Consider the following 24,356-nt stretch of genomic DNA (forward strand, 5'->3'; position numbering starts at 1 on the left):
TGAAACACTACAGTGATCAAACGGTGTTGCCACAAATACGTGGTAGGCACCGTTTGTATCGGTAAAAACGTCTGCTGCCTGCACTTTCCAGGCGGCGTAGGAAGTGGAGTGTATGGCGAAAGAAGGCGCAATCGAGGTTGAGGGCCGCATTGTCGAGCCCCTGAAGAACGCGATGTTCCGGGTCGAACTGGACAACGGGCACGAGGTTCTCGCCCACATCAGTGGGAAGATGCGCCAGCACTACATCCGCATCCTCCCGGAGGACCGTGTCGTGGTGGAGCTGTCTCCCTACGACCTGGACCGCGGGCGTATTACCTACCGCTACAAGTAAGCACTTCAGCCTCCTCACCCAGATCCGCTCGAGGGCGGATCGTGCACCTCTGGCCACGGTGGCCGGAGCCGCGCGTAACCACAACCCACTCTCCGGCACGGTCCGGACAAAGCGTTGTTTGGCGTGGACGGGTGGGGAGAAAACCACCGTAACAACCCGAAAGGCACGTACCTCATGGCACGTCTAGCTGGTGTGGATCTCCCGCGCAACAAGCGCATGGAGATCGCTCTCACCTACATTTACGGCATCGGTGCAACCCGATCCAAGGAACTGCTCGAGAAGACGGGCATTTCTCCGGACCTGCGCACGGACGATCTGTCCGACGATCAGCTTGCTGCTCTGCGTGACGCGATCGAGTCCTCCTACACCGTCGAGGGCGATCTGCGCCGCGAGGTGCAGGCAGATATCCGCCGCAAGATTGAAATCGGCTCCTACCAGGGCATGCGCCACCGTCGTGGCCTGCCCGTCCGCGGCCAGCGCACCAAGACCAACGCGCGCACCCGCAAGGGCCCGAAGAAGACCATCGCAGGAAAGAAGAAGTAACCTATGGCTCCTCAGACTCGTTCCGGTGCGCGTCGCGGACGCCGCGCCGTCAAGAAGAACGTGGCCGCTGGTCACGCGTACATCAAGTCCACCTTCAACAACACCATCGTGTCCATCACGGACCCGCAGGGCAACGTGATCTCCTGGGCATCCTCCGGCCACGTCGGCTTTAAGGGCTCCCGCAAGTCCACGCCGTTCGCCGCGCAGATGGCCGCTGAGAACGCTGCCCGCAAGGCGATGGATCACGGCATGAAGAAGGTTGACGTCTTTGTCAAGGGTCCGGGCTCCGGCCGTGAGACCGCAATCCGTTCGCTCCAGGCTGCCGGCCTGGAGGTGTCCTCGATCTCCGACGTGACGCCGCAGCCGTTCAACGGCTGCCGTCCGCCGAAGCGTCGTCGCGTTTAAGGCTGAAAGGAAAAGAGGTAAAGAAACATGGCTCGTTACACCGGCCCTGCTACCCGTAAGTCCCGTCGCCTCCGCGTCGACCTCGTCGGCGGCGACATGTCCTTCGAGCGCCGTCCCTACCCCCCGGGGCAGGCTGGCCGCGCCCGTATCAAGGAGTCCGAGTACCTGCTGCAGCTGCAGGAGAAGCAGAAGGCTCGCTTCACCTACGGCGTCATGGAGAAGCAGTTCCGCCGCTACTACGAGGAAGCTAACCGCCGCCAGGGTAAGACCGGCGACAATCTGCTCATCCTCCTGGAGTCTCGTCTGGATAACGTGATCTACCGCGCTGGTCTTGCCAAGACCCGCCGTCAGGCACGTCAGCTGGTCTCCCACGGTCACTTCACCGTCAACGGCAAGAAGATCGATGTGCCGTCCTTCGCTGTGACCCAGTACGACATCATCGATGTCCGCGACAAGTCCCGCAGCATGCTCTGGTTCGAAGAGGCGCAGGACAACCTGCTTGACGCCGTCGTCCCGGCATGGCTGCAGGTCGTTCCGGATACCCTGCGCATTCTCGTGCACCAGCTGCCCGAGCGCGCTCAGATCGACGTGCCGCTGCAGGAGCAGCTCATCGTCGAGCTCTACTCGAAGTAAACTCGCCGTTTGCTTCACCCCGCGCACTGTCGACGCTGGCCACCGTCACTTCCGGCGTCAACTGGGCTCGGAATTTTCCCAACATCCATTCCTACCGGCTTCAAATAGCGGGAGCCGACAAAGGAGAAGTTCATGCTCATCTCTCAGCGTCCTGAATTGACCGAGGAGTACATCGACACCAACCGCTCGAAGTTCATCATTGAGCCGCTCGAGCCTGGTTTCGGCTACACCCTGGGCAACTCCCTTCGTCGCACGCTGCTGTCGTCCATCCCGGGCGCGGCGGTGACGTCCATCAAGATCGATGGTGTGCTTCACGAGTTCACCACGATCAACGGTGTGAAGGAGAACGTCTCGGAGATCATCCTCAACATCAAGGACTTGGTGCTGTCCTCCGACTCGGACGAGCCGGTTGTCATGCAGCTTGCTGTTGAGGGCCCAGGCGACGTGACGGCGGGCGACATCGAGCCGCCGGCCGGTGTGGAGATCCACAACCCGGATCTGCACATCGCGTCCCTGAACGAGCAGGCTCGCCTTGAGATGGAGCTCGTCGTCGAGCGCGGCCGCGGCTACGTCCCGGCCATGCCCAACTCCGGTGGTGAGGCCGGCCGTATCCCGGTCGACCAGATCTACTCGCCGGTGACCCGCGTCGCCTACAAGGTTGAGGCGACCCGTGTTGAGCAGCGCACCGACTTTGACAAGCTCATCATCGACGTAGAGACCAAGAACTCGATGACCGCGCGTGACGCGCTCGCGTCGGCCGGTTCCACCCTGGTGGAGCTCTTTGGCCTTGCCCGCGAGCTGAACACCGCGGCGGAAGGCATCGAGATCGGCCCGTCGGCGCAGGAGACCGAGTACATCGCGGCGTACTCCACGCCGATCGAGGAACTGAACTTCTCCGTTCGCTCCTACAACTGCCTGAAGCGTCAGGACATCCACACCGTCGGTGAGCTCGCAGAGTGCACCGAAAGCGACCTGCTGGATATCCGCAACTTCGGCCAGAAGTCCATCAACGAGGTGAAGATCAAGCTCGCAAGCCTTGGCCTGACCCTCAAGGATGCTCCGGAAGATTTCGATCCGACCCAGATCGAGGGCTACGACGCCGAGACTGGGGACTACGTCGACACCAGCGCGGACGAGACCGAGTAACACCACAGAGCACGCGCTCAACTAACCGCACACGAGGAGTACGAAAATGCCTACCCCGAAGAAGGGCGCCCGTCTCGGAGGCTCGGCCGGCCACCAGAAGCACATTCTGTCCAACCTGGCCCAGGCCCTGTTCGAGCACGGCGCTATCAAGACGACGGACGCGAAGGCTCGCCTGCTGCGTCCGTACGCTGAGAAGCTGATCACCAAGGCGAAGAAGGGCACCGTGGCTGACCGCCGCGCCGTGCTCGCCGAGCTGCCGAACAAGGAGGTCGTGACCTACCTGTTCAACGAGCTGGCGCCGAAGTTCGCGAACCGCGACGGCGGCTACACCCGCTCCATCAAGCTGGAGAACCGCGCCGGCGACAACGCTCCGATGACCCAGATTTCCCTGGTGCTCGAGGAGACGGTGTCCACGGAGGCAACCCGCGCCGCCCGCGCCGCCGCTTCCCGCGAGGCCCAGCAGGCCCAGGCGGAGGAGGCTCCGGCAGAGGAGACCGCTGTCGAGGAGACCACCCCGGCTGACGCTGAGGTGGAGGCTCCGGCAGAGGAGACCGCAGAGGAGAAGTAGACGCTCACTACCTCCGCTTACAGCGCCCGGCTGCACTGCTATACCAGTGCGACCGGGCGCTGTGCTGTGTCTGTCAAACCCGTCGATACAATGCGTGGCCATGGACGATACGCTGCGCCTGCGCTTGGACATCGCCTACGACGGCACTGACTTCCACGGCTGGGCGCGTCAGAAAGGGGATCTTCGCACCGTCCAGCAGACCATCGAGGACGCACTGTCCCTAGTGCTGCGGTCGCAGGTGCGGCTCACCGTCGCCGGGCGTACCGACGCGGGGGTGCACGCTTCCGGGCAGGTGGCGCACACGGACATTCCGGCCGAGGCGCTCAATCAGCGCTCGATAGAGGGGGACCCGGGGCGGTTGGTGCGTCGTTTAGCCAAACTGCTGCCTGAGGACGTCCGCGTTGTCGACGTACGCGAGGCCCCCGCAGGATTCGACGCGCGGTTTTCGGCGCTGACCAGGAGCTACCTGTACCGGGTGACCACCCACCCCGCAGGCGCGCTGCCGACCCGCGCGCGCGACACGGCTGTCTGGCCGAAGCCCGTCGAGTTGGAGGCGGTGCAGGCGTGTGCCGACGCTCTCGTCGGCCTGCACGATTTCGCGGCGTTCTGCCGCCCGAAGGAGCACGCGACCACCATCCGCGACGTGCACAGCTTCACCTGGGCGGAAGTGTCGCCCACGCTCTACGAGGCGCGCATTACCGCGGACGCGTTCTGCTGGAATATGGTCCGCGCGCTCGTGGCCACCTGCCTCACCGTGGGCGAAGGCAGGCGCGGCGCAGGGTGGCCGCAGGAGCTTTTGCTTCTCGACGCCCGCTCCGCCGAAGTCCCCCTCGCACCTGCACGCGGATTGACCTTGGTGGGGGTGGATTATCCGCCCGAGGGGGAGTTGGCGGCGCGCGCCGAAGCAACCAGAGCAAGGCGCGAGATGTAGCATGCTTGGGTCACAAGAGAGCGAGCGGCATCTGCATAGGGAGGCGCCATGAGCACAGCTGCAGCTGCGTGGTTTGCCGTCTTGTTCTTCACGCTGCCCGGCTTCTTCGTGTCGTGGGTGTCCGGGATGAAAGCCCCGGGGGCAGCTGCGACCTCGCTGCCGGTCACGTTCGGCATCATCGGCGTGGCCTCATGGTTTTGGGGGCTGACAAGTGCGCCGTTCAACCTCTGGACGTTCGGCGTCAGCGTCGTGGCCGCACTCCTCGTGGCTGGCGCGTGGCGCTACGCGTTCGCGCGGCGGGCTCGGCGCCGGGGCGCGGTGAGTTGGCGCCGTGCCCTGTTTCCTGGGATGTCGCGTGAGGGCAGTATCGCGGACCCCTACTGGGTTCTGCCAGCAGTCGGCGCCGGGGTCGGTGCATACATGGCCGCTGCGGAGAGGTTGCGCTGGCTGGAGCGGCTGCCCAACGGAGTGTCCAACATCGTGCAGGGCTGGGATGTGCAGTGGCACGCCAACCTGGTTCGCTTCATCATGGACGACGGGATCGCGTCCGCCACCCGGATGGGTGAGTTACAGAACGTGGAAAGCCAGCTGAAGCTGTTTTACCCGTCCGCCTACCACGCGGGCATTGCGCTGTTCGGTGAAGCGGCGGGGCTGGACCCCATCCCCGCGCTGAACATCGCCACCGCGGTGCTACCCGCCGTTGCGCTGTCAGTCACGCTGGCCTGCCTTGTTTTTGCGTTCATGCGTTCAACGGGGTTGACTGCGCAAATCGCGGCGGCACTGGCCGCAGTGATGGGTTACGCTGCCCCGCAGCTGCTGTGGATCCCGGACTACGTGGGCATGTGGCCCTACCTGTTTTCCGTGGCGTTGACCGGTTCGGTGGCGTGGATACTGATCACGGTGCCGCGTCGGCGGTCCAGCGCGTTGCCCGCCTCCTTCGCGTTCTTATCGGTACTGTGCGTGCATCCGGCGGCGGTGACCATCGTGGTGCTCGCGGTAGCGCTGTACTGGCTGACGTCCTCCCTCGTCGCTCCTGATCGCTCACGGGTGAGTGACACCGTGTGGATTGCCCTCCCCGCTGCCACCGGCGTGATTCTGTTCCTGCCGCAGGTGCTGGCTGGTTCGGCGCAGGCTGAGGAAGTCGCATCCTGGCGCCCGGAGGAGACGTTGAGTGCCGGTGGCGCGTGGGGCACAGCCTTCCGCATGGAAACCCGCCATGTCCTGCAGTTCTTCCCGGCCTATGATCCGACGGTGCTGCTCTGGCTCGCGGGTGCCGGGGCGCTAGTGTGCCTGCTGTGGCGGCGGCAGGTGTGGCCGGTGCTGTTTTACGCGGTCTCGCTGGCGGTTACCGCGAATGCGCTCGACCCATTCGACAACGCTTGGGGCGACCTTCTAGCGCATGTGGGCAACCTGCACTACAGCACGGGCCACCGCTTAATCATGCCGGTGGTGATGGCGGTGACAGCCGCAGCGGCCATCGCGGTGGCTGCGGGGATCAGGTTGGTGGCCGCAGCGCCCGTCGCTAAGCGGTACGCGAAAGGGCAGCGTGTCTCCGCTGTCGCTTCCATCGTCCTCGCCTGCGTCGTCGCCTCTGCGACGATCCCGATGATCCGCGAGCACACCGACCACGGGGCCGAGCGGGCATACGCCTCCGCCCGCACGACCGACCGCATGGTGGACGCCGACGACCTGGCTGCCTTCGACTGGCTGGCCACCCAGCCCGCGGCCTGGGAGGGGCTCACCGCCGGCGACCCGGCGGACGGCTACTCCTGGATGTACGCCTACAACGGCGTGCCGACCCTGAACCGCCACTACCTGTGGCCCAACGGTGGGCGCGGCACGAACACGGACATCATGTACTGGAACGCCGACTTCATCGGCGAGGGGGAGCGCAACATCGCGGACGAGGCCGTGGAGAACCTGAACGTGAAGTTCTTCCTGCTCAGCCCCGGCGCGTTCTGGAACTACCAATATCCGCCGTACGAGATGCTGCGCGACTTCTGGGTCTCCGAGGGCGTCACGCCTGTCTACCGCAAGGGCAAAACCGTGATCTTTGCGGTGAACAGCCAGTTCAGTGAGGCGGAGCTGCAGGAGATGGTCGAGGACGGCCAGGAGCACGGCTCCGACGAGCTGTTTGCGCTCGCGGAGGTGGGCGCTACCCAGTAAGCTTTGCGCCAGTTGTTCTCGGGGGAGGGGAATTGTCATGGCGAAGCTTTTGCCAACTACGCGCGCCCAAGTGTCGGGGCACAAGTTCATGCGCCGGCGGATGGAGCACGGTCTGATCTTCGGTGATATCCGCATGATTCACGATCCGCTCGCAGCTCGGCGCCGCGCGACCATTTTCGGCACGGCGGCCGTGGCCATGATCGCAGGGGTGATGGGGTTGTTCGCCTGGATGCGGCCGAACGCGGATCCGGGCGATGCCCCCATCTTCCGTGCGGCGGACGGCACGCTGTATGTGCGGGTGGGCGAGGCGGCGCACCCGGTGACCAACTTGGCGTCCGCGCGCCTGATCGCGGACGAGGCCGCGGAGCCCGCCCGCATCGGCGACGCGCGCCTCGCAGCGCTGCCGCGCGGTGTTCCGGTGGGCATTGTCACCGCACCGGGCATGTTCGCGCCCGAGGACGCGCCCGAGGCCAGCTGGTCGGTGTGCGGGGTGGACACCATCACGGTGGTCGCGGGGGAGGCGCCGGAGCCGCTGCCTGCCGACGCCGCCGTTTTGGCCGCCGACACGACCCGGGAGTGGCTGGTGACTTCGGAGGGTCGACGCCTGTTGCCGGACGCCGCCACGCCAGAGGGACGTGTCATGCGTCGCGCGCTCGGGATTGGCCCGGACACCCCGCGGTGGAGCCCGCCGCCCCAGGTCATCGGCGCGCTGAACGAGCTTCCGCCGGCGGCTCTGCCCGCGCCGCTGCCGGGAATCATCGACGCGGAGGGGCAGTCCTGGGCGCTGTTGAGCGGTCGGATTCAGCCGATTACCCCGACGCAACGTGAGATACTCCTCGACGCCGGCGCGCGCAGCTCGACAGCCGCCCGTGCAGAGTTGGCCGCGTACCCGGACGGGGCAGAGGACCTACGCCTGCCTAACGAGCGCCCGAGGTGGGTGGAGCCGCACCGCGCCTGTGTGGACCAGGGCCGCGGCGGCGCGTTCGTCGACGACCTCCCCGAAGGCATTGAGCTGTCCGGCGCGTCTGTGGCCACCCACTTCGCGGGTCTGGATAACGGCTCGGTGGGGGTGGATTCGGGCCACGGCTACCACGTGGTTTCTGCTAACGGGCTGCGCCACAGCGCCCCGGACGCCGCAGTCTTGGAGACGGTGGGCGCGACGCATGTGGAGCAGGTGCCGTGGGAGATCATCGCCTTGCTGCCGGAAGGTGCGGAGCTGACTCGCGACGCCGCCCTGACCGCCACGTACTAAGCCCCGAACTCACTGCGGTGACCAGCGCTACGAGCACCAGGGCGCTGCCGCCGAGGAAGCCCAGCCGGGACACGGCTGGGTTTGCGTTCCCGTGCACCGCGCGCACCCGTAATGCGGGCCGCGGCTCCACCTCCTGCGGGGACAGTTGCGTCAGCGCTGCCAGGGGATCGACTGCCCCGCCGCCGGGCTGGGCCGAGGCGGTGATCAGGGCGCGCACGTGGGACGGGCTGATGCCGGGGTAGCGCGACTGCAGCAGGGCCGCAGTACCGCTGACCACAGGGGTGGCGAAGCTCGTACCAGCGTAGGGGCGAACCCCGTCGTTTACCAGCGTGCCCTCGGCCCAGCCGCCGGGTGCGAGAGCGGCTGGCACCACCCCGGGCGCGGACAGCTCCGCCGCCAGGGAGTAGGGGGCAATGGTGTGGTTGTCGGCACGCGCCGCCACCGCAAGCACGGTGGGGAAGCGGGCGGGAAACACCTCGTAGCCGGGTTGGCAATCCGAGCCGGTATTCCCCGCGGCGGCCACCACGACAGCGCCTTGCGCTTCGGCGCGGGCCAGGGCGGCGGTGATGCCGGAGGCGTCGATACGCGACGCGAACGCGGGCTCCAGGCACGACACGACGGAGATATTGAGCACGCCCGCGCCCTCGTCGAGTGCGTTGTGGATGGCATCGGTGAGTGTCTCCAGGTTGCCCGTCTCGGCGTCGCGGTAGTGGGCCGAGGTCTGGCGCACGGAGAGGATCTCCGCCTCCGGCGCGATGCCGAGGGTGCGCCCGGCGATGATGCCGGCGACGGCGGTGCCGTGGTTGTCGCAGTCCTGGAGGGCGTCCGCGGCCACGAAGTCGCGGCCCGGCCGCAAGTGCGCGATCTCTGGGTGGGGTGAAACCCCGGTGTCGATGACGGCCACCCGTACCCCGGCGCCGGTGGCGAAGCGCCGCAGCTGCGCGATGTCATCGTTTGCGGGCGGCTTCTCCACGAGCGCCGGCACTGCGCACGCCACGTCCTGGGCGCGGGCGGGTGCGGGGGTCAGCGACAAGGCAAGCACGGCGAGGGCCGGTAACCAACGCATCGCTACAGCCCCCTGATCATGTCGAACACGCCTGCAAGGTGCACCGCCAGAGGGATCACCGCGATGGTGGCGGCGATCTCGGCACGTTCGAACCACACCACCGTGGTGGGTTCGAGGTCCGGTACCCGCGGTGCCCACACGACGGTGGCGGCGGCCGACAGCGCGACGAGAAGCGCCAGGGCGACGGCGGCCGGGTGGCCGAGGTGGGCGGCGGCAGCCGCGGCGGCTACCACCGCGGCCAGCGCCACTGAGGTCAAGCACACCCGGGGGAGGGCCCAGTGGTGGCGCGACGCGTAAACCACCAGGGCCCCTGCCACCGTCAGGCACAGCGCAAACGGCCACACCCCGCCTGCGCGGCCAACCCAGAGGAGGGCGGGCACGCAGCAGGTGGCGATCGCCGCGGAGATGGCGGAGGCGATCGTGGCGGCGTCCGCGCTTCGGGCATCCACGTCTGGCTGGTAGTCGTCGGAGCGGTCGAACTCCTCGCCGGCGGTGGGCACCCGCGGCACCGTCAGCCCTGCGGCGCGGGTGGCAATGCCCGGCGTCGCCATGACAGCAAGGACCCCGGCCAGCACAGTTAAGGCGGGGGCAGCCAGCGGACCGGGAAGCCACGCCCCCAGCGCGCCGACGCCGCTAAGCGCGCTCACGCCCACGACATAGGCCACCAGTGCGGGGCCAGCCAGCCGCAGCACCACACCGACCCCCGCCGCGACGACGGCAGTCAGTGCGGCCGCGAGCGCACCGAGGCCGACGCTGACCGCGCCGCCGCCCGCGCCAGCCACCCACACCCCCGCAGCGAGCCCGGCCAGCACCGGCACCGCCGCGAATCCCGGGCGCGACCGGCCCGCGGAGGCGACGGCCAGCGCGAGGAGTGCCACCGCCCCCAGCGCCAGATGCCACGGCAGGTACACCCGGGCAACGAGAACGGCCGCAGCCAGCCCGGCACACGTGGCCGCCGCGTCCAGCCCGCGCACCTGCCGCGCCGACTGCGCCACCCCGGTGAGGGAATCCGCGGCGTCGCGCACGACAGGCGGAGCGGTGGGCTCCTCGGGGTGGAGGGCGACGGAAGCGCCGTCGTGAAGCTTCAGCGCGTACAGCGGCGTGTGCATGTCGAGCGGTGCCCCGCCTGCGGTTGATGCCTGCCACGGGCGGTGCACCTCCGGCAGCTCCACCAGGCGCGCGAGCTCCGGCAACACCTCTGCCAGGGTGGATGATGTGGGCAACGTGACATCGATGTCGCGGTGGAATGCGACAACGGACACGCGGACAGTGACGCGCACAACGTGGTGCGCAGACGTGGCAACCAACGGAAAATCTCCCCCGATGTCTGGGCGCGGCCCCCATTCGCCGCGCAACGGGACACAGTATGGCCTACAATTCGCAGCACGTCCACAGTTCGGGGGAACTGCGGCGCAATTTCCAAGGGGGGAATCGCATTGCTAGGCCTTGACTACGACCAGGTGCTCGCACCGACCGTCGGCGCACCAGACATCCCGCCACCGCCGGCCGGAAGCCTGCGCGCGGAGCCCGTCCCCGCGGCGCAGAAGCAGCAGGCGCAGCCGGTGATGAAGATCCTGCTGCCGGTGGTGATGGTGGTGGCACTCGGCGCGGTGATGGTGCTCATGGCCATGTCCGGCCGGGCCGTGAGCCCCATGATGTTGATTTTCCCGCTGATGATGCTGTTTGGCCTGGCCGGAATGATCAACCCGCAGGACAAGCAGGGCGACATCGACGAGACGCGGCGCGTGTACCTGCGTCACCTGGACGCGCTGGCGAAGACCGCGCGAGCCAATGCCGCCAAGCAGCGCACGCACGCCACCACGCTGCACCCCGCGCCGGGCGAGCTGGTCGCCGCTGTGCCGGTGGAGCGGGTGTGGGAGCGCGCGGGGGCGCCGACGGTGCGGCTGGGCACCGGAGCGGGCGCGCTGTGCACACCGGTGGAGGTGGAAGACCCGGGCAGCCCTGAGGACCTGGACCCGGTGTGTGCCGTGAGCTTGCGACGCACCGTCGCGGCCGTGAGCACCGTGCCGGGCATGCCGATGCTGGTACAGCTCGACGCGTTTCCCGCCATCACCCTCGCAGGCCCCGCCGCGCGCGACGTGGCGCGCTCGATCGTCTGCCAGCTGGCGTTTTTCTACGGCCCGGAGCACGTGAGCATCGACGCGCCGTTCGCGTGGGTGAAGTGGTTGCCGCACTCGCGCTCCGAGGGGGCGTTTCGCATCTTGCTTATCGACGGCCAAAGGTCCCCCACCCCAACCGACGCCGACTGCGTGGTGACCATCCACGACGACCCGGAATTCTTCGTCGACCCGGACGCGTTCCACCTCATCTGCGGGCAGCGTTTGGAGGCGGTGACGGCCCAGGGGGTGGAGACCCTCGGCACCCCGGACCCGTTTTCGGACCCGGAAGCGGATTTTGTGGCACGGCACCTGGGCTTTTACCGCCGCCCGGAGGGCTCGGCGGAGACCGGCGGGGATTTCTTGTCGATGCTGGGTGTCCCGGACATTGACGCGTTGGATGCCCACACCATGTGGCCTGGGGTGCGAAACAAACTCACCGTGCCCATCGGCGAAACTCCGGACGGGCAGCCGGTGTACCTGGATTTGAAGGAGGCGGCACTGGGAGGGATGGGCCCGCACGGGCTGTGCATCGGTGCGACGGGCTCCGGTAAATCGGAGCTTTTGCGGACGCTTGTGGTGGCGTTGGCGGCGACGCACTCGCCGGACGAGCTGAACTTTGTGCTCGTGGACTTCAAAGGCGGCGCGACGTTTTTAGGCTGCGAGTCCCTGCCGCACACGGCCGCCGTGATTACCAACCTCGAGGACGAAGCGGTGCTGGTGGAGCGCATGTTTGACGCCATTTCGGGCGAGATGAACCGGCGCCAGGAACTGCTGCGCGCCGCCGGCAACTTCGCCAACATCACGGAGTACACCAAGGCGGGGCACACGTTGCCGTCGCTGGTGATCATCGTGGACGAGTTCACGGAGCTGCTCACCCAGCACCCGCACTTCGCAGACCTATTCGTGGCGGTGGGTAGGCTCGGCCGCTCGCTCGGCGTGCACCTGCTGCTGGCGTCGCAGCGATTGGAGGAGGGCAAGCTGCGGGGGTTGGACTCGCACCTGTCCTACCGCATCGGATTGAAAACGTTCTCGGCGGGCGAGTCACGCCAGGTACTTGGCGTGCCGGACGCGTACGAGCTGCCCGGTGAACCAGGTTCCGGCTACCTGAAGGCCGGCATGGACCTCGTGCGCTTCCGCGCCGCATACGTCTCCGGCCCGCTCACCCGCACCGTGGTCGAGCACCGGGGAGACCAGCAGGTCCGCATCTTCACCGGCACCGAGCTCGAGCTCGCCCCCACCGCCTACGTGGAGGAGGACAGCTCCACCACGCTTCTCGACGAGGTTGTGGCCAAGGCGGCGGAGGTGGCCACCGCCCGCGGGATGGGCGCCCACCAGGTGTGGCTGCCGCCGCTGCCAGAACGCATCCCGCTGTCGCAGACTGCCGGCGCGCTCGGGCTCATTGACGAGCCCTACAAACAGCGCCAAACCCCGTTTCACCTCGACCTTTCCGCCGCTGGCGGACACGTCGCCATCGCGGGTGGGCCGCAGACGGGCAAGACGATGGCGGTGCGCTCGATTGTGGCGACCCAGTTGGGCAGCGGGATTGCGGTCTACGTCATCGGCGAGTTGCCCGAGCTCGAGTCCCTTCCCCACGTCGCCGGGGTGGCAAGCATGAAAGACACCGAGCGTACGCGCCGGGTGATCGACGAGGTCACCTCGATTCTCGACGCGCCGCGGCCGACCATGCTGGTCGTCGACGGCTGGCACGCCCTCGAGGACGACCTGCGCGAGCCGCTGGCCCGCATCGCCTCCGAAGGCCCCGACGCTGGCATCCACCTGGTGGCGACCACCCAGCGCTGGAGCGCGATCCGCCCGAACGTGCGCGACCTCATCGGCACCCGCCTCGAGCTGCGGCTGACCGAGCCGATGGACTCGCTCATCGACCGCAAGCAGCAAGAGAAGCTCCCCGCCGTCCCCGGCCGCGGTGTGACCCCGGACGGCAAGACCGTGCAGCTCGCATTCACCAGCGGCGAGGACATCGCCCACCTTGCAGCGCACTCGGGCCAGGCGCCGGTGCCGAAGCTGCGGGTGCTGCCGGGGGTCGTCGATGTGCACTCGCTTCTCGACGGCCTCCGGGTCCCCCTCGGCATCGGAGGCGCCAACCTCGAGCCGGTGCACGCCTCCGAACACGTGCTGGCCATCGGCGCGGGCGGGTGCGGCAAGTCCACCTTCATCGCGAGCACCATCGTCGCGGTCGAGCACATGGGCCGTGAGCGTGCCCGCATGGTGATTTTGGACCCGCGCCGGGCGCACCTGGGCCGCGCCCGCGAGGACATGGTCGCCGCCTACGCGGCGTCTACCAACGCGATCACCGAGGCAGCGAAATCGCTGGCCGTCACCCTGCGTTCGCGGCTGCCGGGCGCGGACGTGACGCCGCAGCAGCTCAAGGAGCGCTCGTGGTGGCAGGGCCCGGAGCTGTACCTCATCATCGACGACTACGAACTGGTCGGCGAGGACCCCCTGCGCCCGCTGGCGGAGCTGTTGCCGCACGCCCGCGACATCGGCCTGCACGTGGTGGCCGCGCGCAAGTTCGGCGGGGTCTCGCGCGCCCTGTTCGGCCCCTTCCTCACGGCACTCAAAGACCTGCACCCGGACGTGCTGGTCATGGACGGCACCCGCGACGAAGGCGCGATCTTCGGCGTGCGCCCAAGCCCGCAGCAACCCGGCCGGGCCACGTGGGTCCGCGGCGAGCCGCGCGGCACGGTCCAACTCCCGGAGGCACCATGACCGACCTGCGCATCACCGCCACCGACGCGTCAACCGTGATCACGGGCGCGGCCAACGTCCACCGCTTCGACGCGCCCACCAGCCGCGAGATCGCCAGCACCGTGCGCAGCGTGCTCGGCCCCGACCCCGCCGGAGCGCAGGTGCACATCGCCGCCGACCCGCAGCGGCTGCGCGAGCTCACGCACGCGCTCGCCGACTACGACATCGAACTGACCACCGAAGAGCTCCTACTTCACGACCCGCCCACGGACACTTTCCGCGCCGTACCCGACGAACCACAGAGCCGGTCGAACGCGTGGATCATCGCCGCGGTTGTCGCCGTCGTAGCCCTGGTGTGCGCCGGGGTGATCTGGGTGCAGACGCGAGGCGACGATGCAGAACCCGCCGCGGAAGGGGCGCCTGCATCGGCGCCCGCCCCGGTTGCCGAAGACGCTCCGCCGCCGGGGGAGGCGGAGCAGACGTCGATAGGCGAAAGCCCCACCGTTCGCATCGAACAAGACGGGTTGAGCGTGGAGCTGCCCGCGGGGTTCGCGCTCGAAGCGGACGAGGGCATGTGGCGCGCAACCGGCGACGACCCGAACTTCCGGCTCCAGATCGCCGTCGAACACCTCTACCAGCTGCCGTCGCAGACGATGGCGGAGCAGCTGCTCGCCGACATTGAGGCCGACCCCGAAGTCGAACTCGTGGACACCGACGGTGTGTCCGTGACCTACCTCGAGCGCGCGGGCGACGGCTCGCAGTCACTCTGGCGCACATGGCCGGACGGTGCGGCGCAGCTGTTCGTCGGCTGCCACACACGCCACGAACCCACCGTGGTGCAACGCGCCACCTGCCGGATGGCCATGGAATCCGCCGCATACAAGGGGGCTGACGTGGGGCCGTAAAAAAATTTTTGGAACTCAGGGAACCGAATCGGCCCTACGCCAGTCAGATATACGGACAGCGAAAAGAGTTGTCCGTCCCAACACAGAAACGAGGGGGAAACATGGAGCAGTTCGCAACCGAAGCCGAAGTCATGCGCGCCGCTGCAGACCGTACCGACGACACCAACGCGGACGTCAACCGTGAAATCGACCGCGTCCAGCAGGTCGCCGAGGCCACACGCAGCTACTGGGTGGGCAACGCCCAGCGCAGCTTCGACGACTTGATGGCAAGGTACGACGACGCCCAGCGCAGGCTGTCGGAGGCGCTGAGCGCCATCGCAGTCAACATCCGCGACAACGCCAAGCACTACGAAACCACCGACGCCACCAACACCGACAGCCTCCGCCAGCTCGCCGGCGGGCTCGCACTCTAAGGGGAAGACCATGCAGATCAAGTACGACTTCGCGCAGATCGCCGGCGCAGCCGAGGACATGCGCGCCTCCGCCTCCCGCATCAACGGCGACCTGGCAGAGCTCAAGCAGATGCTCCAGCCCATGGCGCAAACCTGGGAAGGCACCGCCGCCGCGGCCTACCAGGCGCACCAGGCCAAGTGGGACCAGGCGGCTGAGGACCTCAACCAGATCCTCACCCAGATCGCGCAAACCGTTGAGGACGGCAACACCACCATGCTGGCCGTCAACAACGCCGCCGCGAACAGCTGGGGCTAGCCAACAAGACTTGCGTCGCAGGGTGCGGGGGCCGTTTTCATCGGGGGACGGGCTCGGCCACGCATCCGGCGGCGCAACAACACAGGGGGACGGGGGACGTGCCGCCGCAGGTGATGGGGGATCACCTGCGGCGGCGCTTTTTTGCTTTTAGAAGCAGGTGTCGTAGGGTGTAACCCTTGTGTGTCCCGCTGGATGCGCTGTTCGGGTCTCCACCGGCCGCCGGCATGCGCAGAGGGGCAGGCGAAGTTTGGCCGGCAGCCATCTAGACAGACTTTAAGGAGTCATGCATGTCTACTTACCACCCGAAGAGCGGTGACATCACCCGTAAGTGGTACGTCATCGACGCAACCGACGTGGTGCTGGGCAAGCTTGCTTCCACCGTTGCAGATATCCTGCGCGGAAAGCACAAGCCGCAGTACGCGCCGAACGTTGACACCGGCGACCACGTCATCGTGATCAACGCCGACAAGATCCACATCTCCTCCAACAAGCGCGACCGCGAGATGCGTTACCGCCACTCCGGTTACCCGGGTGGTCTGAAGTCCATGACCCTGGGTCGCGCACTGGACGAGCGTCCGGATCGCGTGATCGAGGAAGCTGTCAAGGGCATGATGCCGCACAACAAGCTTTCCCGTCAGTCCATCAAGAAGCTGCACGTCTTCGTCGGTGCCGAGCACCCGTACGCTGGCCAGCAGCCGGAAACCTACGAGTTTAAGCAGGTGGCACAGTAATGACCGAGCCGAACAACTTCGAGAACACCGCCGCTGAGGACCTGGGCACCGACGTCGACGCCGCAACCGCCGCGACCGAGGAGTTCAACTACACCATCGGCGACGCGATCGCCCCCGAGGTCGACGCGACTGAGGAGACCGCTGAGGTTGCCCCGCTGCACGAGGGCCCGATCCAGACCGTTGGCCGCCGTAAGCGCGCCATCGCTCGCGTGACCGTCGTCGAGGGCGAGGGCAAGATCACCGTCAACGGCCGCGAGTTCGAGGAGTACTTCCCGAACAAGCTGCACCAGCAGGACATCCTCACCCCGTTGACCCTGCTCGAGCGCGAGGGCCAGTTTGACATCAAGGCCAACATCTCCGGTGGCGGCCCGACCGGCCAGTCCGGTGCTCTGCGCCTGGCTATCGCCCGTGCGCTGAACATCTACAACCCGGCTGAGCGCCCGACCCTGAAGAAGGCAGGCTTGCTCACCCGTGACGCCCGTGCCGTGGAGCGTAAGAAGGCTGGTCTACACAAGGCCCGTCGCGCACCGCAGTACTCCAAGCGTTAATCGCTTCTGCGCGCGCGTTATTCGCCGTCGTCCGTTTTTGGGCGGCGGCGTTTGCTGTTTTTGGGGGTGTTTGCGTTAGCGGTTGGGGCCGAAGAGTTGGTTGAGTGCTCCTCGGTTGGTGTTTGTGTGGTGGTGTCCGGTTGGTGAGGCCCATATGGGTGCGCCGCGGTCCATGGTGATGCGTCCGCGTTTGCGCCGTGTTGGGTCATCATCGTTGACGCGGTTGTGGTAGCGGCATAGCGGGGCAAGATTGTCCAGGTTGGTCTCACCACCGTGTTGCCACGGTGTGACGTGGTGCGTCTGGCACGCGTATGCGCCGTGGCGGCAGCCGGGAAACGCGCACACCGGGGAAACCATCGCGGCAAGGTCGCGCTGCTTCTGGTTGGCCAAGCGTTTCGTGCGGTAGAGGTTCACCGCCCCGTGTGTGGGGTGGAACGCGGCGACTTCCAGTGCGTGACCGAACTCGTGCTGCAGGTATTCGGCCCCGGTCATGGTGGTGCCGTCGGTGAGCACCAGTTCGATCTCGTCGCCGGCACCGGCCAGGATGCGCATGTGGGCGTCGATGGGCACCATCACGATCGGCCGGGGTGCGGCAGCGACAACACCGCCGGTGTCGCCGTCGAGGATGCGCCAGAATTCTTGTTCCATTTGGGGTGCGGCCGGTGTGGTGGGGTCGAGGTTTTGGCGCAGGCGGTGTTCTAAGTCGGCGGCGTTGCTGTCGGTGGTGTCGATGGTGATGCGTGCCCGGCCGTTGCTCGGCCGGGAGAAGGCGACCTGCTTTTTCTTCGGGGTGGTATCAGCGGGGATGAGTTCGCGTGCGGCGCGTTCAATCGCGCGGTACCCGCCGCGCACCTTGAGGAGTTCCAGGCGCAGCCGCCACCGCTCGGCCGTGTCTTTGACCCCGCTGATGCGCCGTTCGATCAGTGCGAGCTCGTCGATGGAAAACCCGTGAGCTTTCTGCGCGGCGAGGGCTTGCTTGCGGGTGAATTTCGTTGTTCCGTAGTAGACGTCCTGCATCGCCGCCCATGCGCGGGCGCGCTCTGGTGCCATGCCGGCAGCCAGTGCGACAGACAGGTCGAAGTGCCGCAGTGTCTCCATGGATTCTGCGGCCATCGCCTGGATCAGTGCGTCGAACGGGTTCATACCCGGCACACTAACCACCCCGCAACCCCACCGCCGCCACCCCTGTGGAATTCGCGCACCCGCCCCTGTGGAAAACGGGTAATCTCCCAGTTAGAAAGGGGTGGCGAAGCGATCGTCGATAGGCAAGTGCATAATTGTGCGCATGACTCGATTGTTCGGAACTGACGGTGTCCGCGGCCTGGCAAATGAGGCCCTCACCGCATCGCTCGCACTCAAGCTCGGCGCCGCTGCGGCGACGGTGCTGACGAAGGATCGCGGCTCAGAAAAACGCCGCCCGATCGCGCTGATCGGCCGCGATCCGCGCGTTTCCGGCGAGATGCTTGCAGCCGCGATGGCGGCTGGTATGGCGTCGAAGGGTGTCGACGTACTGCGGGTCGGCGTCATCCCCACCCCGGGCTTGGCGTTTCTCACCGATGACTACGGTGCGGACATCGGCGTGATGATTTCGGCGTCCCACAACCCCATGCCCGATAACGGCATCAAGTTCTTCGCCGCGGGCGGCAAGAAGCTCCCGGACGATATCGAGGACGAAATCGAACGCGCCATGGCCGTGCTGGAGGAAACCGGCCCGACCGGCACCGCCATCGGACGCGTGATCGAAGAGGCACCGGACGCCCAGGAGCGCTACCTCGCGCACCTGAACGAGGCGATCGGGCAGAGCCTGAGCGGCATCAAGGTCGTGGTGGATTGCGCCAATGGTGCCGCCTCCGAGGTCGCGCCGAAGGCCTACGCTGTCGCGGGCGCCGAGGTGACGGCCATCCACAACACTCCGAACGCCTACAACATCAACGATGGCTCCGGTTCCACCCACATGGACCAGATTCAGGCCGCCGTGGTCGAGTACGGCGCGGATTTGGGGCTTGCACACGACGGCGACGCAGACCGCTGCCTGGCCGTGGACGCGCAGGGCAACATCGTCGACGGCGACCAAATCATGGCGATCCTGGCTACCGGTATGAAGGAATCCAACTCGCTGAAAGACAACACGCTGGTGGCCACTGTCATGAGTAACCTCGGTCTGAAACTCGCCATGGAGCGCGAGGGCATCGCGGTGCGAGAGACGAAGGTGGGCGACCGGTACGTGCTCGAGGAGCTCGGCCGCGGCGACTTCTCGCTCGGTGGCGAACAGTCCGGCCACATCGTCGTGCCTGCGCAGGCGACGACCGGCGACGGTGTCCTATCCGGCCTGATGCTCATGGAACGCATGGCGGAGACCGGCAAATCTCTCGCGGAGCTTGCCAGCGTGATGTCGGTGCTGCCGCAGACTCTGATCAACGTCCCGGTGTCCAACAAGGCGCTGATCCTCGACGACGCTTCGGTCAAGGACGCCATCGCCGAGGCCGAGGCTGAGTTGGGCGATTCCGGCCGCGTGCTGCTGCGCCCCTCGGGTACGGAGGAGCTGTTCCGCGTCATGGTGGAGGCTGCGGAGGAGGAGCAGGCGCGCAAGGTCGCCGGCCGCCTCGCGGCGGTGGTCGCGGCCGTGTAGGTTTGCTCACGGAAAAGTTTTTTGCCCCGGTGGGGAACCGCCGGGGTGTTGGGGGAGTCTAAGTAAAGGTAAGACAGTTCAACTGCGAACCTTTCGGGGGTGGGCATATGACACATGCTGGGGCGCTAGACATCGACATCGATGCCGTGCGCGAGCGTTACTCTGCAGCCATAGCGGCGTACCGCGACACTTCGTTGGTTTTGGAGCGGCAGCGCCTGGACGTGGCCGCCTCCGCCTTTGGTGCGGGTTTCGAGCGCGAGGGCCAGCGGATCACGGACGCGTTGGAGGCGCTGCACGAGACGTCCAAGCGTTTCCTCGCGGCGCGCGGGCAGAACTGGGAGCAGGTGCTCCTGCTTAGCGACGCCACGGTGGCCGCCGATCAACTCTCCGCCGACTATCTGGGTGGCGTCCGCGGCGAGGCCGGTGGGGTGATGGGCGCATGATGACCGCGGTGAGAGACGACGTCAGGTCGCTGGTGGACGCTGTCGAATTAGCGCCGGACGTAGGTCCGGGGCAGCGCGCCGCGGTGCACGGATTGGCTGGTGAGCTGCTTGAGCAGGTTGCGCAGACGGAAGGGCTGGATCTCAGTGCTTTCCTGCGCGTCGGTGCGCGTTTGTCCGCCGGGTGCGACCGGCCGGACACACCCGCGAGGACCTGCTCGTGCGACGACAGTGCCTGGTTCGACGAGGTAGGCATCCGCGAGCGGGAGCGCCGCGACGAAGCCCGCGAGTCCGAGCATTTCGAGCGCACGCGGGAAGTTGGCGAGAGTATCGGGCAATGCGGCGAGGCGATTACGGAGGTAGTGTCCACTGCAGAAACGGCCCTGCGTGAACTGCTCGCACCGGCTAAACGCATGTTGGACATCGTGTTGAACTGCGGGATTAGCCAACTCGTTCAGTCCGCGGTGGACGTGGTAATTGAGGCGTTGCGCTGCGCCCGCGAGACCGCCAGCGACCGCAACTGCGTCATCCGCGAGTGTTTGGGCGAGGTTGCGACGCGGGTCGACGCTGCCGCGGCTAGCCAGCCTGCTGAACCAGTGGACTTTGGGGAAAAGGGGCGCTCGCTTTGCGACGTCGCTACGCGCCCAGCCGCCACCTCCACAACCGCCGGCACCGGGCTGGGGCTCGACCTGACGCTGGAGGCGAAGCTGCGCATCGAGCCGTGCACGCTGGTCGGCACATTGGGTGCGGCCGGGGCCGGCGCGGCAATTGGGGCGCTGGAGTGCATCACTTCTGTCCAGCAGGAGTGCCCGCCGCCGGAACCGCCGGAGCGAGAGCCAGAACCAGAACCCGAGCCAGAACCGGAGCCTGAGCCCGAGCCTGGGCCGCCACCGCCGCCACCGCCGCCACCGCCGACCCCGGTCGAAAATGGCGTGATTGCGCCGCCTCCAGAGCTGTCGCAGGTGGAGGAACCCGCGCCGCCGCCGAAGAAGCTTGAGCACCTGGGAACCCAGCCAGCGCAGGTTGGCGGGGACTCCGCCGGCGGGGGAGCAGCCGAACCGTGGGCAATGAAGAAATCAGGGGAGTGGTAGAGATGGATTTCGAAGAGTTTGTCGTCCAGTACCAGCGGCGCACCGCGAAGCGCATGGCGGACTTCGAGGCGCTCATGAAAGAGACGCAGCAAAAAATGGAGATGACGGCGAAACACCATGCGCGAGCCCGGGAGACGTTGCCGCGGCAGCCGGTGACGGTGCCGCGTGGGGATTACAGCATGCCGCGTCCGCGTCGTAGCGCCGCGCAGAAAGCCCACAAGCAACAGCAGATCCAGGCAGTGCTGCGCGCGATCGGCCCGAACGGGGAGAACCCAGTCGCCTAAGAGGCGGGCGGCGTGCTTGCCGTTTAGAACAGGGAGAAGCTGGCGTTGTCGCGAGCCAGGCCAGCGGCCTCGGAGAGCTTCTCGCCGGTTAAAGACTCCACGCCGGAGCCTTCCGCCTCCGCCTCGGAGTAGGCGGAGTAGGACTTGTCACCGTCGAGCTGGTGGAGCAGATACCCCACGAGCAGGCCGCGCACGGTTTCCTGCAGGCTACGGTCGGACTTGCCCAGGCCGAGGATCCGCTTGACCATTGTGTCCTCGGAGAAGCTTTGCTGGTCGCCCTTCTTCGGCGCGCGGTACACCACCTCGCCGGCCCAGTTATAGGCCAACTTGGCGGGGTTGCCTGGGTCGAAGAGGGAATCGCCGTCCTTGCCCGGGCCGATCACCATGCCGGGGATGAAGAGATTGCGGGCGGCCTCCACCGCAGACGGTGCCACGTTTGCCGGGTACACCGCTGCGACGGCTTTGGCCTTAGAGTTGTCAACCGCTGCCAGCACTGCGGCGCCGCCGCCCATGCCGTGGCCCACAATGCCCAGCTTGCCGGGGGAGATGGAGATGTTGCCGTTGCCCAGTCGCACGCCCGCGAGGATCTGCATGGCGGTTTCCAGATCCGCGGCGAGTCCGCGGTGGTCGGGCTTGAAGCCGGTCTCGGTGTCCGGTGCCGCTACCGCGATGCCCCAGCTTGCAAGGTGGCGCAGGGTGTCCTCGTAGGCGTCGATGCCCCGCAACCAATCGTGGCCGAACGCCACACCCGGCAAGTTCTTGCCTTCGGCGGGGGTGTACACCTTGCCGGGCAACCCGGTATAGCCCAGGTCGCCCTCCATGACGCGGTGCGGGCCACGCTTGGATAGGTCGGAGAGTTTCTTCAGCTTCGCAGACACGCGGGCAATCTTACTGCAATACCGCGTGGGCTAGTGTGAGTCCGACATCGCAACCCGAAGCCGCGAGGAGGACAGATGCTCGGAGCGCTGCAGCTGGCGTTCATCGATTCGGTGAATCTGCTCCTCATCGGGGTCATCGTCGCTGTCGGGATCGCCGCGCGCCAGCACTACGCCAAAACTACGGCGCTGCTTATCGCCGGCGACTGGTGCGGGGTGGCGGGCTTGGCTCTGCTCATGCTGGTCATTTTCGACGGTCTTGGGCCGGTGGTGCAGCGCTTTGTGGAGGGCCCCGTTTTTGGCGTCCTCCTCATCGCCACTGGTGTCCTCACTGCGGTGCTGGCTATGCGCGGCGGCGATAACGCATCGCTGACGCAAAGGATCATGCGCCCGCTTGCCACGCCGGGTCCGGCCACGGTGCTCACCGGGGTGGTGCTCGGTCTGATCCAGTCCGCCACCTCCGTTCCGTTCTATGGCGGGTTGGCGCTGCTCTCGGCTGCCGGGATTGACGCCCAGGTGCGTTATGCCACGATTCCTCTCTACGCCACGGTCGCCTTGTCCCTTCCCACGCTGACGGCGCTGGCCGTGGGCTGGGTCCGGGCCAAACCGGGCAGTGCTGCCGCCCGCGGTTTTGCCTGGGCTCGTGCTCATCCCGAGCCGGTCACTGCTGGGGCGACGTGGGCTGTCGCCGTCCTGCTCGTCGTGCTCGGCGTGACCCACATGATGTAATAGCCCCGTGCTCACATCAACCATCGACCTTGACGCCATCGCGCACAACACCCGCATGCTGCGCGCGCACACGGAAGCGCAACTGATGTGCGTGGTGAAGGCAGACGCTTACAACCACGGTGTGGAGCGCTGCGTGCCGGTGATGGAGGACAACGGCGCCGATGCGTTTGGGGTGGCTACGTTCGCTGAGGCGCGCCGGGTGCGCGGGCTCACCAGCAAGCCGGTGCTGGCCTGGTTGTGGGACGTGGGCGAGGACATCCCGGAGGGCGTCGACGTCGGTGTCCCTTCGGTCGCGCACTTGCGCTCGCTTATCGACGCCCCTTCGGCCCCCACCATCTACCTCAAAGTCGACACGGGGATGCACCGTTCCGGCATTGACGAAAAGCGCTGGGGGGAGGCGTACGCGCTCGCCGCGTCGGCGGAGCGGCAGGGCAAATGCACCGTTGCGGGGTTGATGACGCACCTGTCGTGCGCGGACGACCCCTCCGACCCGTACACGGACGTGCAGGCCGCCGCTTTTCGCCGCGCTATTGCGCAGGCTCGCCAGGAAGGGCTCGCCGTGGAGCGCAACCATATGGCTAACTCGCCGGCGACCTGGACCCGACCCGACCTGCACTTCGACATGGTGCGCCCGGGGTTGAGCCTGTATGGCCTGGAGCCGGTGGATGGTCTCGACCACGGGCTGAAACCGGCCATGACCTGGTCGGCGCCAGTTGTAACGGTCAAGCCCATGCGCAAAGGCGAGGCCACCAGCTACGCCCGGACTTGGGTGGCTCCAGAGGACGGGTTTAGCGCAGTCGTGCCGGCCGGCTACGCGGACGGGGTGCAGCGCGCCTGGCAGGGCGCGCTCGAGGTTGCTATCGGTGGGCGCGCGTATCCGCAGGTCGGACGCGTCTCCATGGACCAGATCGTCGTCTGGCTCGGCGACAACGCGGCGCACGTGGCACCCGGCGACGAGGCGGTGCTGTTCGGCGACGCCTCCGCCTTGGCAAAGCGGGCCGGCACCATCAATTACGAGGTGGTGTGCGCGCCGCGCGGCCGCACCACGCGGACCTATATCGGTGAGGGGCAGTAGATGAGGAACAGTTTTCCAGCCCGGGGTGAGCGGGTGTGTGGCGGAGCCGTCGATACGCAGGCGCTCGGCGAAGAGATGGGTGCGGCGCTCGAGGCCGGGGACCTTGTTGTCCTCGAGGGCCCGCTCGGCGCGGGCAAGACCACCTTCACGCAGGGCATTGCGAAGGGGATGGGCGTCAAGGGCAGGGTGACGTCGCCGACGTTTGTGATTGCGCGTCAGCATGCGTCGCTAAGCGGTGGCCCCGCGCTCGTCCATGTGGACGCGTACCGGCTCGGCAGCGACCTCGGCGAGCTCGACGCCCTCGACCTAGACACAGACCTCGAAGACGCGGTCGTGGTTGCCGAATGGGGCGGCGGGCTGGTGGAGCAGCTCGCCGACAGCTACATCCACGTTTCGTTGGATCGCCACACCCACTCGGCGACGGAGGCGCGCATTATCTCCTGGCGTGTCGTGGGCGGGATGTAGGCTTACTTT

26 protein-coding genes are annotated in these 24,356 nt (G+C 67.0%); 22 read left to right on the forward strand and 4 right to left on the reverse strand.

Going from position 1 to position 24,356, the window contains the following annotated elements; all coding sequences use genetic code 11:
* Window positions 1-112 precede the first annotated feature (112 nt).
* From infA to eccB, 9 genes are all read left to right on the forward strand, one after another.
* Window positions 113-331 carry a translation initiation factor IF-1 gene (gene infA / locus HMA55_RS02375; protein WP_019193979.1) on the forward strand — a complete coding sequence of 73 codons (219 nt, stop codon included), beginning with the start codon at window positions 113-115 and terminating at the stop codon, window positions 329-331.
* A 174-nt stretch (window positions 332-505) separates the two neighbouring features.
* Window positions 506-874 (forward strand): 30S ribosomal protein S13, encoded by a 369-nt coding sequence (gene rpsM, locus HMA55_RS02380; protein WP_038613680.1) that lies wholly within the window; start codon window positions 506-508, stop codon window positions 872-874.
* 3 nt (window positions 875-877) lie between these two features.
* Window positions 878-1,279, forward strand: a complete 402-nt coding sequence (gene rpsK / locus HMA55_RS02385; protein WP_181191462.1) for a 30S ribosomal protein S11 — start codon at window positions 878-880, stop codon at window positions 1,277-1,279.
* Between the two features lie 27 nt (window positions 1,280-1,306).
* Entirely contained in the window at window positions 1,307-1,912 is a 606-nt protein-coding gene (gene rpsD / locus HMA55_RS02390) for a 30S ribosomal protein S4 (protein WP_181191463.1), read from the forward strand.
* Window positions 1,913-2,044: 132 nt separating this feature from the next.
* Window positions 2,045-3,058, forward strand: coding sequence for a DNA-directed RNA polymerase subunit alpha (locus HMA55_RS02395; protein WP_181191464.1), 1,014 nt, complete (start codon window positions 2,045-2,047; stop codon window positions 3,056-3,058).
* A gap of 46 nt (window positions 3,059-3,104) precedes the next feature.
* On the forward strand, window positions 3,105-3,626 hold the full coding sequence (gene rplQ, locus HMA55_RS02400) for a 50S ribosomal protein L17 (RefSeq protein ID WP_181191465.1): 522 nt from the start codon (window positions 3,105-3,107) through the stop codon (window positions 3,624-3,626).
* A gap of 100 nt (window positions 3,627-3,726) precedes the next feature.
* Window positions 3,727-4,557, forward strand: a complete 831-nt coding sequence (gene truA, locus HMA55_RS02405) for a tRNA pseudouridine(38-40) synthase TruA (RefSeq protein WP_181191466.1) — start codon at window positions 3,727-3,729, stop codon at window positions 4,555-4,557.
* A gap of 48 nt (window positions 4,558-4,605) precedes the next feature.
* Window positions 4,606-6,723 (forward strand): DUF6541 family protein, encoded by a 2,118-nt coding sequence (locus tag HMA55_RS02410; RefSeq protein WP_181191467.1) that lies wholly within the window; start codon window positions 4,606-4,608, stop codon window positions 6,721-6,723.
* Window positions 6,724-6,760: 37 nt separating this feature from the next.
* Window positions 6,761-7,975, forward strand: a complete 1,215-nt coding sequence (gene eccB / locus HMA55_RS02415; RefSeq protein ID WP_181191468.1) for a type VII secretion protein EccB — start codon at window positions 6,761-6,763, stop codon at window positions 7,973-7,975.
* Here eccB and HMA55_RS02420 read toward each other — a convergent pair.
* Together HMA55_RS02420 and eccD are read right to left on the reverse strand one after the other, a co-directional pair.
* Window positions 7,911-9,041, reverse strand: a complete 1,131-nt coding sequence (locus HMA55_RS02420; RefSeq protein ID WP_181191469.1) for a S8 family serine peptidase — start codon at window positions 9,039-9,041, stop codon at window positions 7,911-7,913. The genes eccB and HMA55_RS02420 overlap by 65 nt on opposite strands.
* Window positions 9,042-9,043: 2 nt before the next feature.
* Entirely contained in the window at window positions 9,044-10,348 is a 1,305-nt protein-coding gene (eccD, locus tag HMA55_RS02425) for a type VII secretion integral membrane protein EccD (protein ID WP_181191470.1), read from the reverse strand.
* 129 nt (window positions 10,349-10,477) lie between these two features.
* Here eccD and eccCb point away from each other — a divergent pair, with 129 nt between their 5' ends.
* From eccCb to rpsI, 6 genes are all read left to right on the forward strand, one after another.
* The gene (gene eccCb / locus HMA55_RS02430; protein WP_181191471.1) at window positions 10,478-13,888 is read left to right on the forward strand and encodes a type VII secretion protein EccCb; all 3,411 of its coding nucleotides are present in this window, start codon (window positions 10,478-10,480) and stop codon (window positions 13,886-13,888) included.
* Window positions 13,885-14,772: a type VII secretion-associated protein gene (locus HMA55_RS02435; protein WP_181191472.1), complete on the forward strand. Its 888-nt coding sequence runs from the start codon at window positions 13,885-13,887 to the stop codon at window positions 14,770-14,772. The genes eccCb and HMA55_RS02435 overlap by 4 nt, the downstream gene beginning before the upstream one ends.
* A 101-nt stretch (window positions 14,773-14,873) precedes the next feature.
* Window positions 14,874-15,185 (forward strand): WXG100 family type VII secretion target, encoded by a 312-nt coding sequence (locus HMA55_RS02440; RefSeq protein ID WP_181191473.1) that lies wholly within the window; start codon window positions 14,874-14,876, stop codon window positions 15,183-15,185.
* Between the two features lie 10 nt (window positions 15,186-15,195).
* On the forward strand, window positions 15,196-15,480 hold the full coding sequence (locus HMA55_RS02445; protein ID WP_181191474.1) for a WXG100 family type VII secretion target: 285 nt from the start codon (window positions 15,196-15,198) through the stop codon (window positions 15,478-15,480).
* Window positions 15,481-15,767: 287 nt separating this feature from the next.
* The gene (gene rplM / locus HMA55_RS02450; protein WP_181191475.1) at window positions 15,768-16,211 is read left to right on the forward strand and encodes a 50S ribosomal protein L13; all 444 of its coding nucleotides are present in this window, start codon (window positions 15,768-15,770) and stop codon (window positions 16,209-16,211) included.
* On the forward strand, window positions 16,211-16,759 hold the full coding sequence (gene rpsI / locus HMA55_RS02455; RefSeq protein WP_181191476.1) for a 30S ribosomal protein S9: 549 nt from the start codon (window positions 16,211-16,213) through the stop codon (window positions 16,757-16,759). The genes rplM and rpsI overlap by 1 nt, the downstream gene beginning before the upstream one ends.
* Before the next feature lie 75 nt (window positions 16,760-16,834).
* Here rpsI and HMA55_RS02460 read toward each other — a convergent pair whose 3' ends face one another.
* Entirely contained in the window at window positions 16,835-17,902 is a 1,068-nt protein-coding gene (locus tag HMA55_RS02460; RefSeq protein ID WP_181191477.1) for an HNH endonuclease signature motif containing protein, read from the reverse strand.
* Between the two features lie 142 nt (window positions 17,903-18,044).
* Between HMA55_RS02460 and glmM the strand changes: the two genes are divergently transcribed.
* The 4 genes from glmM to HMA55_RS02480 all read left to right on the forward strand — a co-directional run bounded on the left by glmM (window position 18,045) and on the right by HMA55_RS02480 (window position 21,203).
* The gene (glmM, locus tag HMA55_RS02465; RefSeq protein ID WP_181191478.1) at window positions 18,045-19,388 is read left to right on the forward strand and encodes a phosphoglucosamine mutase; all 1,344 of its coding nucleotides are present in this window, start codon (window positions 18,045-18,047) and stop codon (window positions 19,386-19,388) included.
* Window positions 19,389-19,495: 107 nt separating this feature from the next.
* Window positions 19,496-19,831, forward strand: coding sequence for a hypothetical protein (locus HMA55_RS02470; RefSeq protein WP_181191479.1), 336 nt, complete (start codon window positions 19,496-19,498; stop codon window positions 19,829-19,831).
* Window positions 19,832-19,839: 8 nt separating this feature from the next.
* On the forward strand, window positions 19,840-20,919 hold the full coding sequence (locus HMA55_RS02475; RefSeq protein WP_181191480.1) for a hypothetical protein: 1,080 nt from the start codon (window positions 19,840-19,842) through the stop codon (window positions 20,917-20,919).
* Window positions 20,889-21,203 carry a hypothetical protein gene (locus HMA55_RS02480; protein ID WP_181191481.1) on the forward strand — a complete coding sequence of 105 codons (315 nt, stop codon included), beginning with the start codon at window positions 20,889-20,891 and terminating at the stop codon, window positions 21,201-21,203. The genes HMA55_RS02475 and HMA55_RS02480 overlap by 31 nt, the downstream gene beginning before the upstream one ends.
* Before the next feature lie 23 nt (window positions 21,204-21,226).
* Here the strand turns inward: HMA55_RS02480 and HMA55_RS02485 are convergent, their stop codons facing one another.
* On the reverse strand, window positions 21,227-22,081 hold the full coding sequence (locus tag HMA55_RS02485; protein WP_181191482.1) for a dienelactone hydrolase family protein: 855 nt from the start codon (window positions 22,079-22,081) through the stop codon (window positions 21,227-21,229).
* Between the two features lie 75 nt (window positions 22,082-22,156).
* Here HMA55_RS02485 and HMA55_RS02490 point away from each other — a divergent pair, with 75 nt between their 5' ends.
* Genes HMA55_RS02490 through tsaE form a run of 3 tightly spaced genes read left to right on the forward strand, consistent with a single transcriptional unit; the run spans window position 22,157 to window position 24,347 of the window.
* Entirely contained in the window at window positions 22,157-22,807 is a 651-nt protein-coding gene (locus HMA55_RS02490; protein ID WP_181191483.1) for a hypothetical protein, read from the forward strand.
* A gap of 7 nt (window positions 22,808-22,814) precedes the next feature.
* On the forward strand, window positions 22,815-23,882 hold the full coding sequence (alr, locus tag HMA55_RS02495; RefSeq protein WP_181191484.1) for an alanine racemase: 1,068 nt from the start codon (window positions 22,815-22,817) through the stop codon (window positions 23,880-23,882).
* Window positions 23,883-24,347 (forward strand): tRNA (adenosine(37)-N6)-threonylcarbamoyltransferase complex ATPase subunit type 1 TsaE, encoded by a 465-nt coding sequence (gene tsaE / locus HMA55_RS02500; protein WP_181191485.1) that lies wholly within the window; start codon window positions 23,883-23,885, stop codon window positions 24,345-24,347.
* Window positions 24,348-24,356: the final 9 nt, after the last annotated feature.

The organism is Corynebacterium wankanglinii (assembly GCF_013601005.1).
Classification (GTDB): domain Bacteria; phylum Actinomycetota; class Actinomycetes; order Mycobacteriales; family Mycobacteriaceae; genus Corynebacterium; species Corynebacterium wankanglinii.

Excerpts from the sequence above, each read along its gene's own strand:
- rplM (WP_181191475.1), top strand. The coding sequence starts at position 15,768 with ATGTCTACTTACCACCCGAAGAGCGGTGACATCACCCGTAAGTGGTAC.
- glmM (WP_181191478.1), top strand. The coding sequence starts at position 18,045 with ATGACTCGATTGTTCGGAACTGACGGTGTCCGCGGCCTGGCAAATGAG.
- HMA55_RS02460 (WP_181191477.1), bottom strand. The coding sequence starts at position 17,902 with ATGAACCCGTTCGACGCACTGATCCAGGCGATGGCCGCAGAATCCATG.
- rplQ (WP_181191465.1), top strand. The coding sequence starts at position 3,105 with ATGCCTACCCCGAAGAAGGGCGCCCGTCTCGGAGGCTCGGCCGGCCAC.
- HMA55_RS02445 (WP_181191474.1), top strand. The coding sequence starts at position 15,196 with ATGCAGATCAAGTACGACTTCGCGCAGATCGCCGGCGCAGCCGAGGAC.
- rpsM (WP_038613680.1), top strand. The coding sequence starts at position 506 with ATGGCACGTCTAGCTGGTGTGGATCTCCCGCGCAACAAGCGCATGGAG.
- tsaE (WP_181191485.1), top strand. The coding sequence starts at position 23,883 with ATGAGGAACAGTTTTCCAGCCCGGGGTGAGCGGGTGTGTGGCGGAGCC.
- rpsI (WP_181191476.1), top strand. The coding sequence starts at position 16,211 with ATGACCGAGCCGAACAACTTCGAGAACACCGCCGCTGAGGACCTGGGC.
- eccB (WP_181191468.1), top strand. The coding sequence starts at position 6,761 with ATGGCGAAGCTTTTGCCAACTACGCGCGCCCAAGTGTCGGGGCACAAG.
- rpsK (WP_181191462.1), top strand. The coding sequence starts at position 878 with ATGGCTCCTCAGACTCGTTCCGGTGCGCGTCGCGGACGCCGCGCCGTC.
- HMA55_RS02420 (WP_181191469.1), bottom strand. The coding sequence starts at position 9,041 with ATGCGTTGGTTACCGGCCCTCGCCGTGCTTGCCTTGTCGCTGACCCCC.
- HMA55_RS02440 (WP_181191473.1), top strand. The coding sequence starts at position 14,874 with ATGGAGCAGTTCGCAACCGAAGCCGAAGTCATGCGCGCCGCTGCAGAC.
- HMA55_RS02435 (WP_181191472.1), top strand. The coding sequence starts at position 13,885 with ATGACCGACCTGCGCATCACCGCCACCGACGCGTCAACCGTGATCACG.
- rpsD (WP_181191463.1), top strand. The coding sequence starts at position 1,307 with ATGGCTCGTTACACCGGCCCTGCTACCCGTAAGTCCCGTCGCCTCCGC.
- truA (WP_181191466.1), top strand. The coding sequence starts at position 3,727 with ATGGACGATACGCTGCGCCTGCGCTTGGACATCGCCTACGACGGCACT.
- HMA55_RS02395 (WP_181191464.1), top strand. The coding sequence starts at position 2,045 with ATGCTCATCTCTCAGCGTCCTGAATTGACCGAGGAGTACATCGACACC.
- infA (WP_019193979.1), top strand. The coding sequence starts at position 113 with ATGGCGAAAGAAGGCGCAATCGAGGTTGAGGGCCGCATTGTCGAGCCC.
- HMA55_RS02410 (WP_181191467.1), top strand. The coding sequence starts at position 4,606 with ATGAGCACAGCTGCAGCTGCGTGGTTTGCCGTCTTGTTCTTCACGCTG.
- HMA55_RS02470 (WP_181191479.1), top strand. The coding sequence starts at position 19,496 with ATGACACATGCTGGGGCGCTAGACATCGACATCGATGCCGTGCGCGAG.
- HMA55_RS02490 (WP_181191483.1), top strand. The coding sequence starts at position 22,157 with ATGCTCGGAGCGCTGCAGCTGGCGTTCATCGATTCGGTGAATCTGCTC.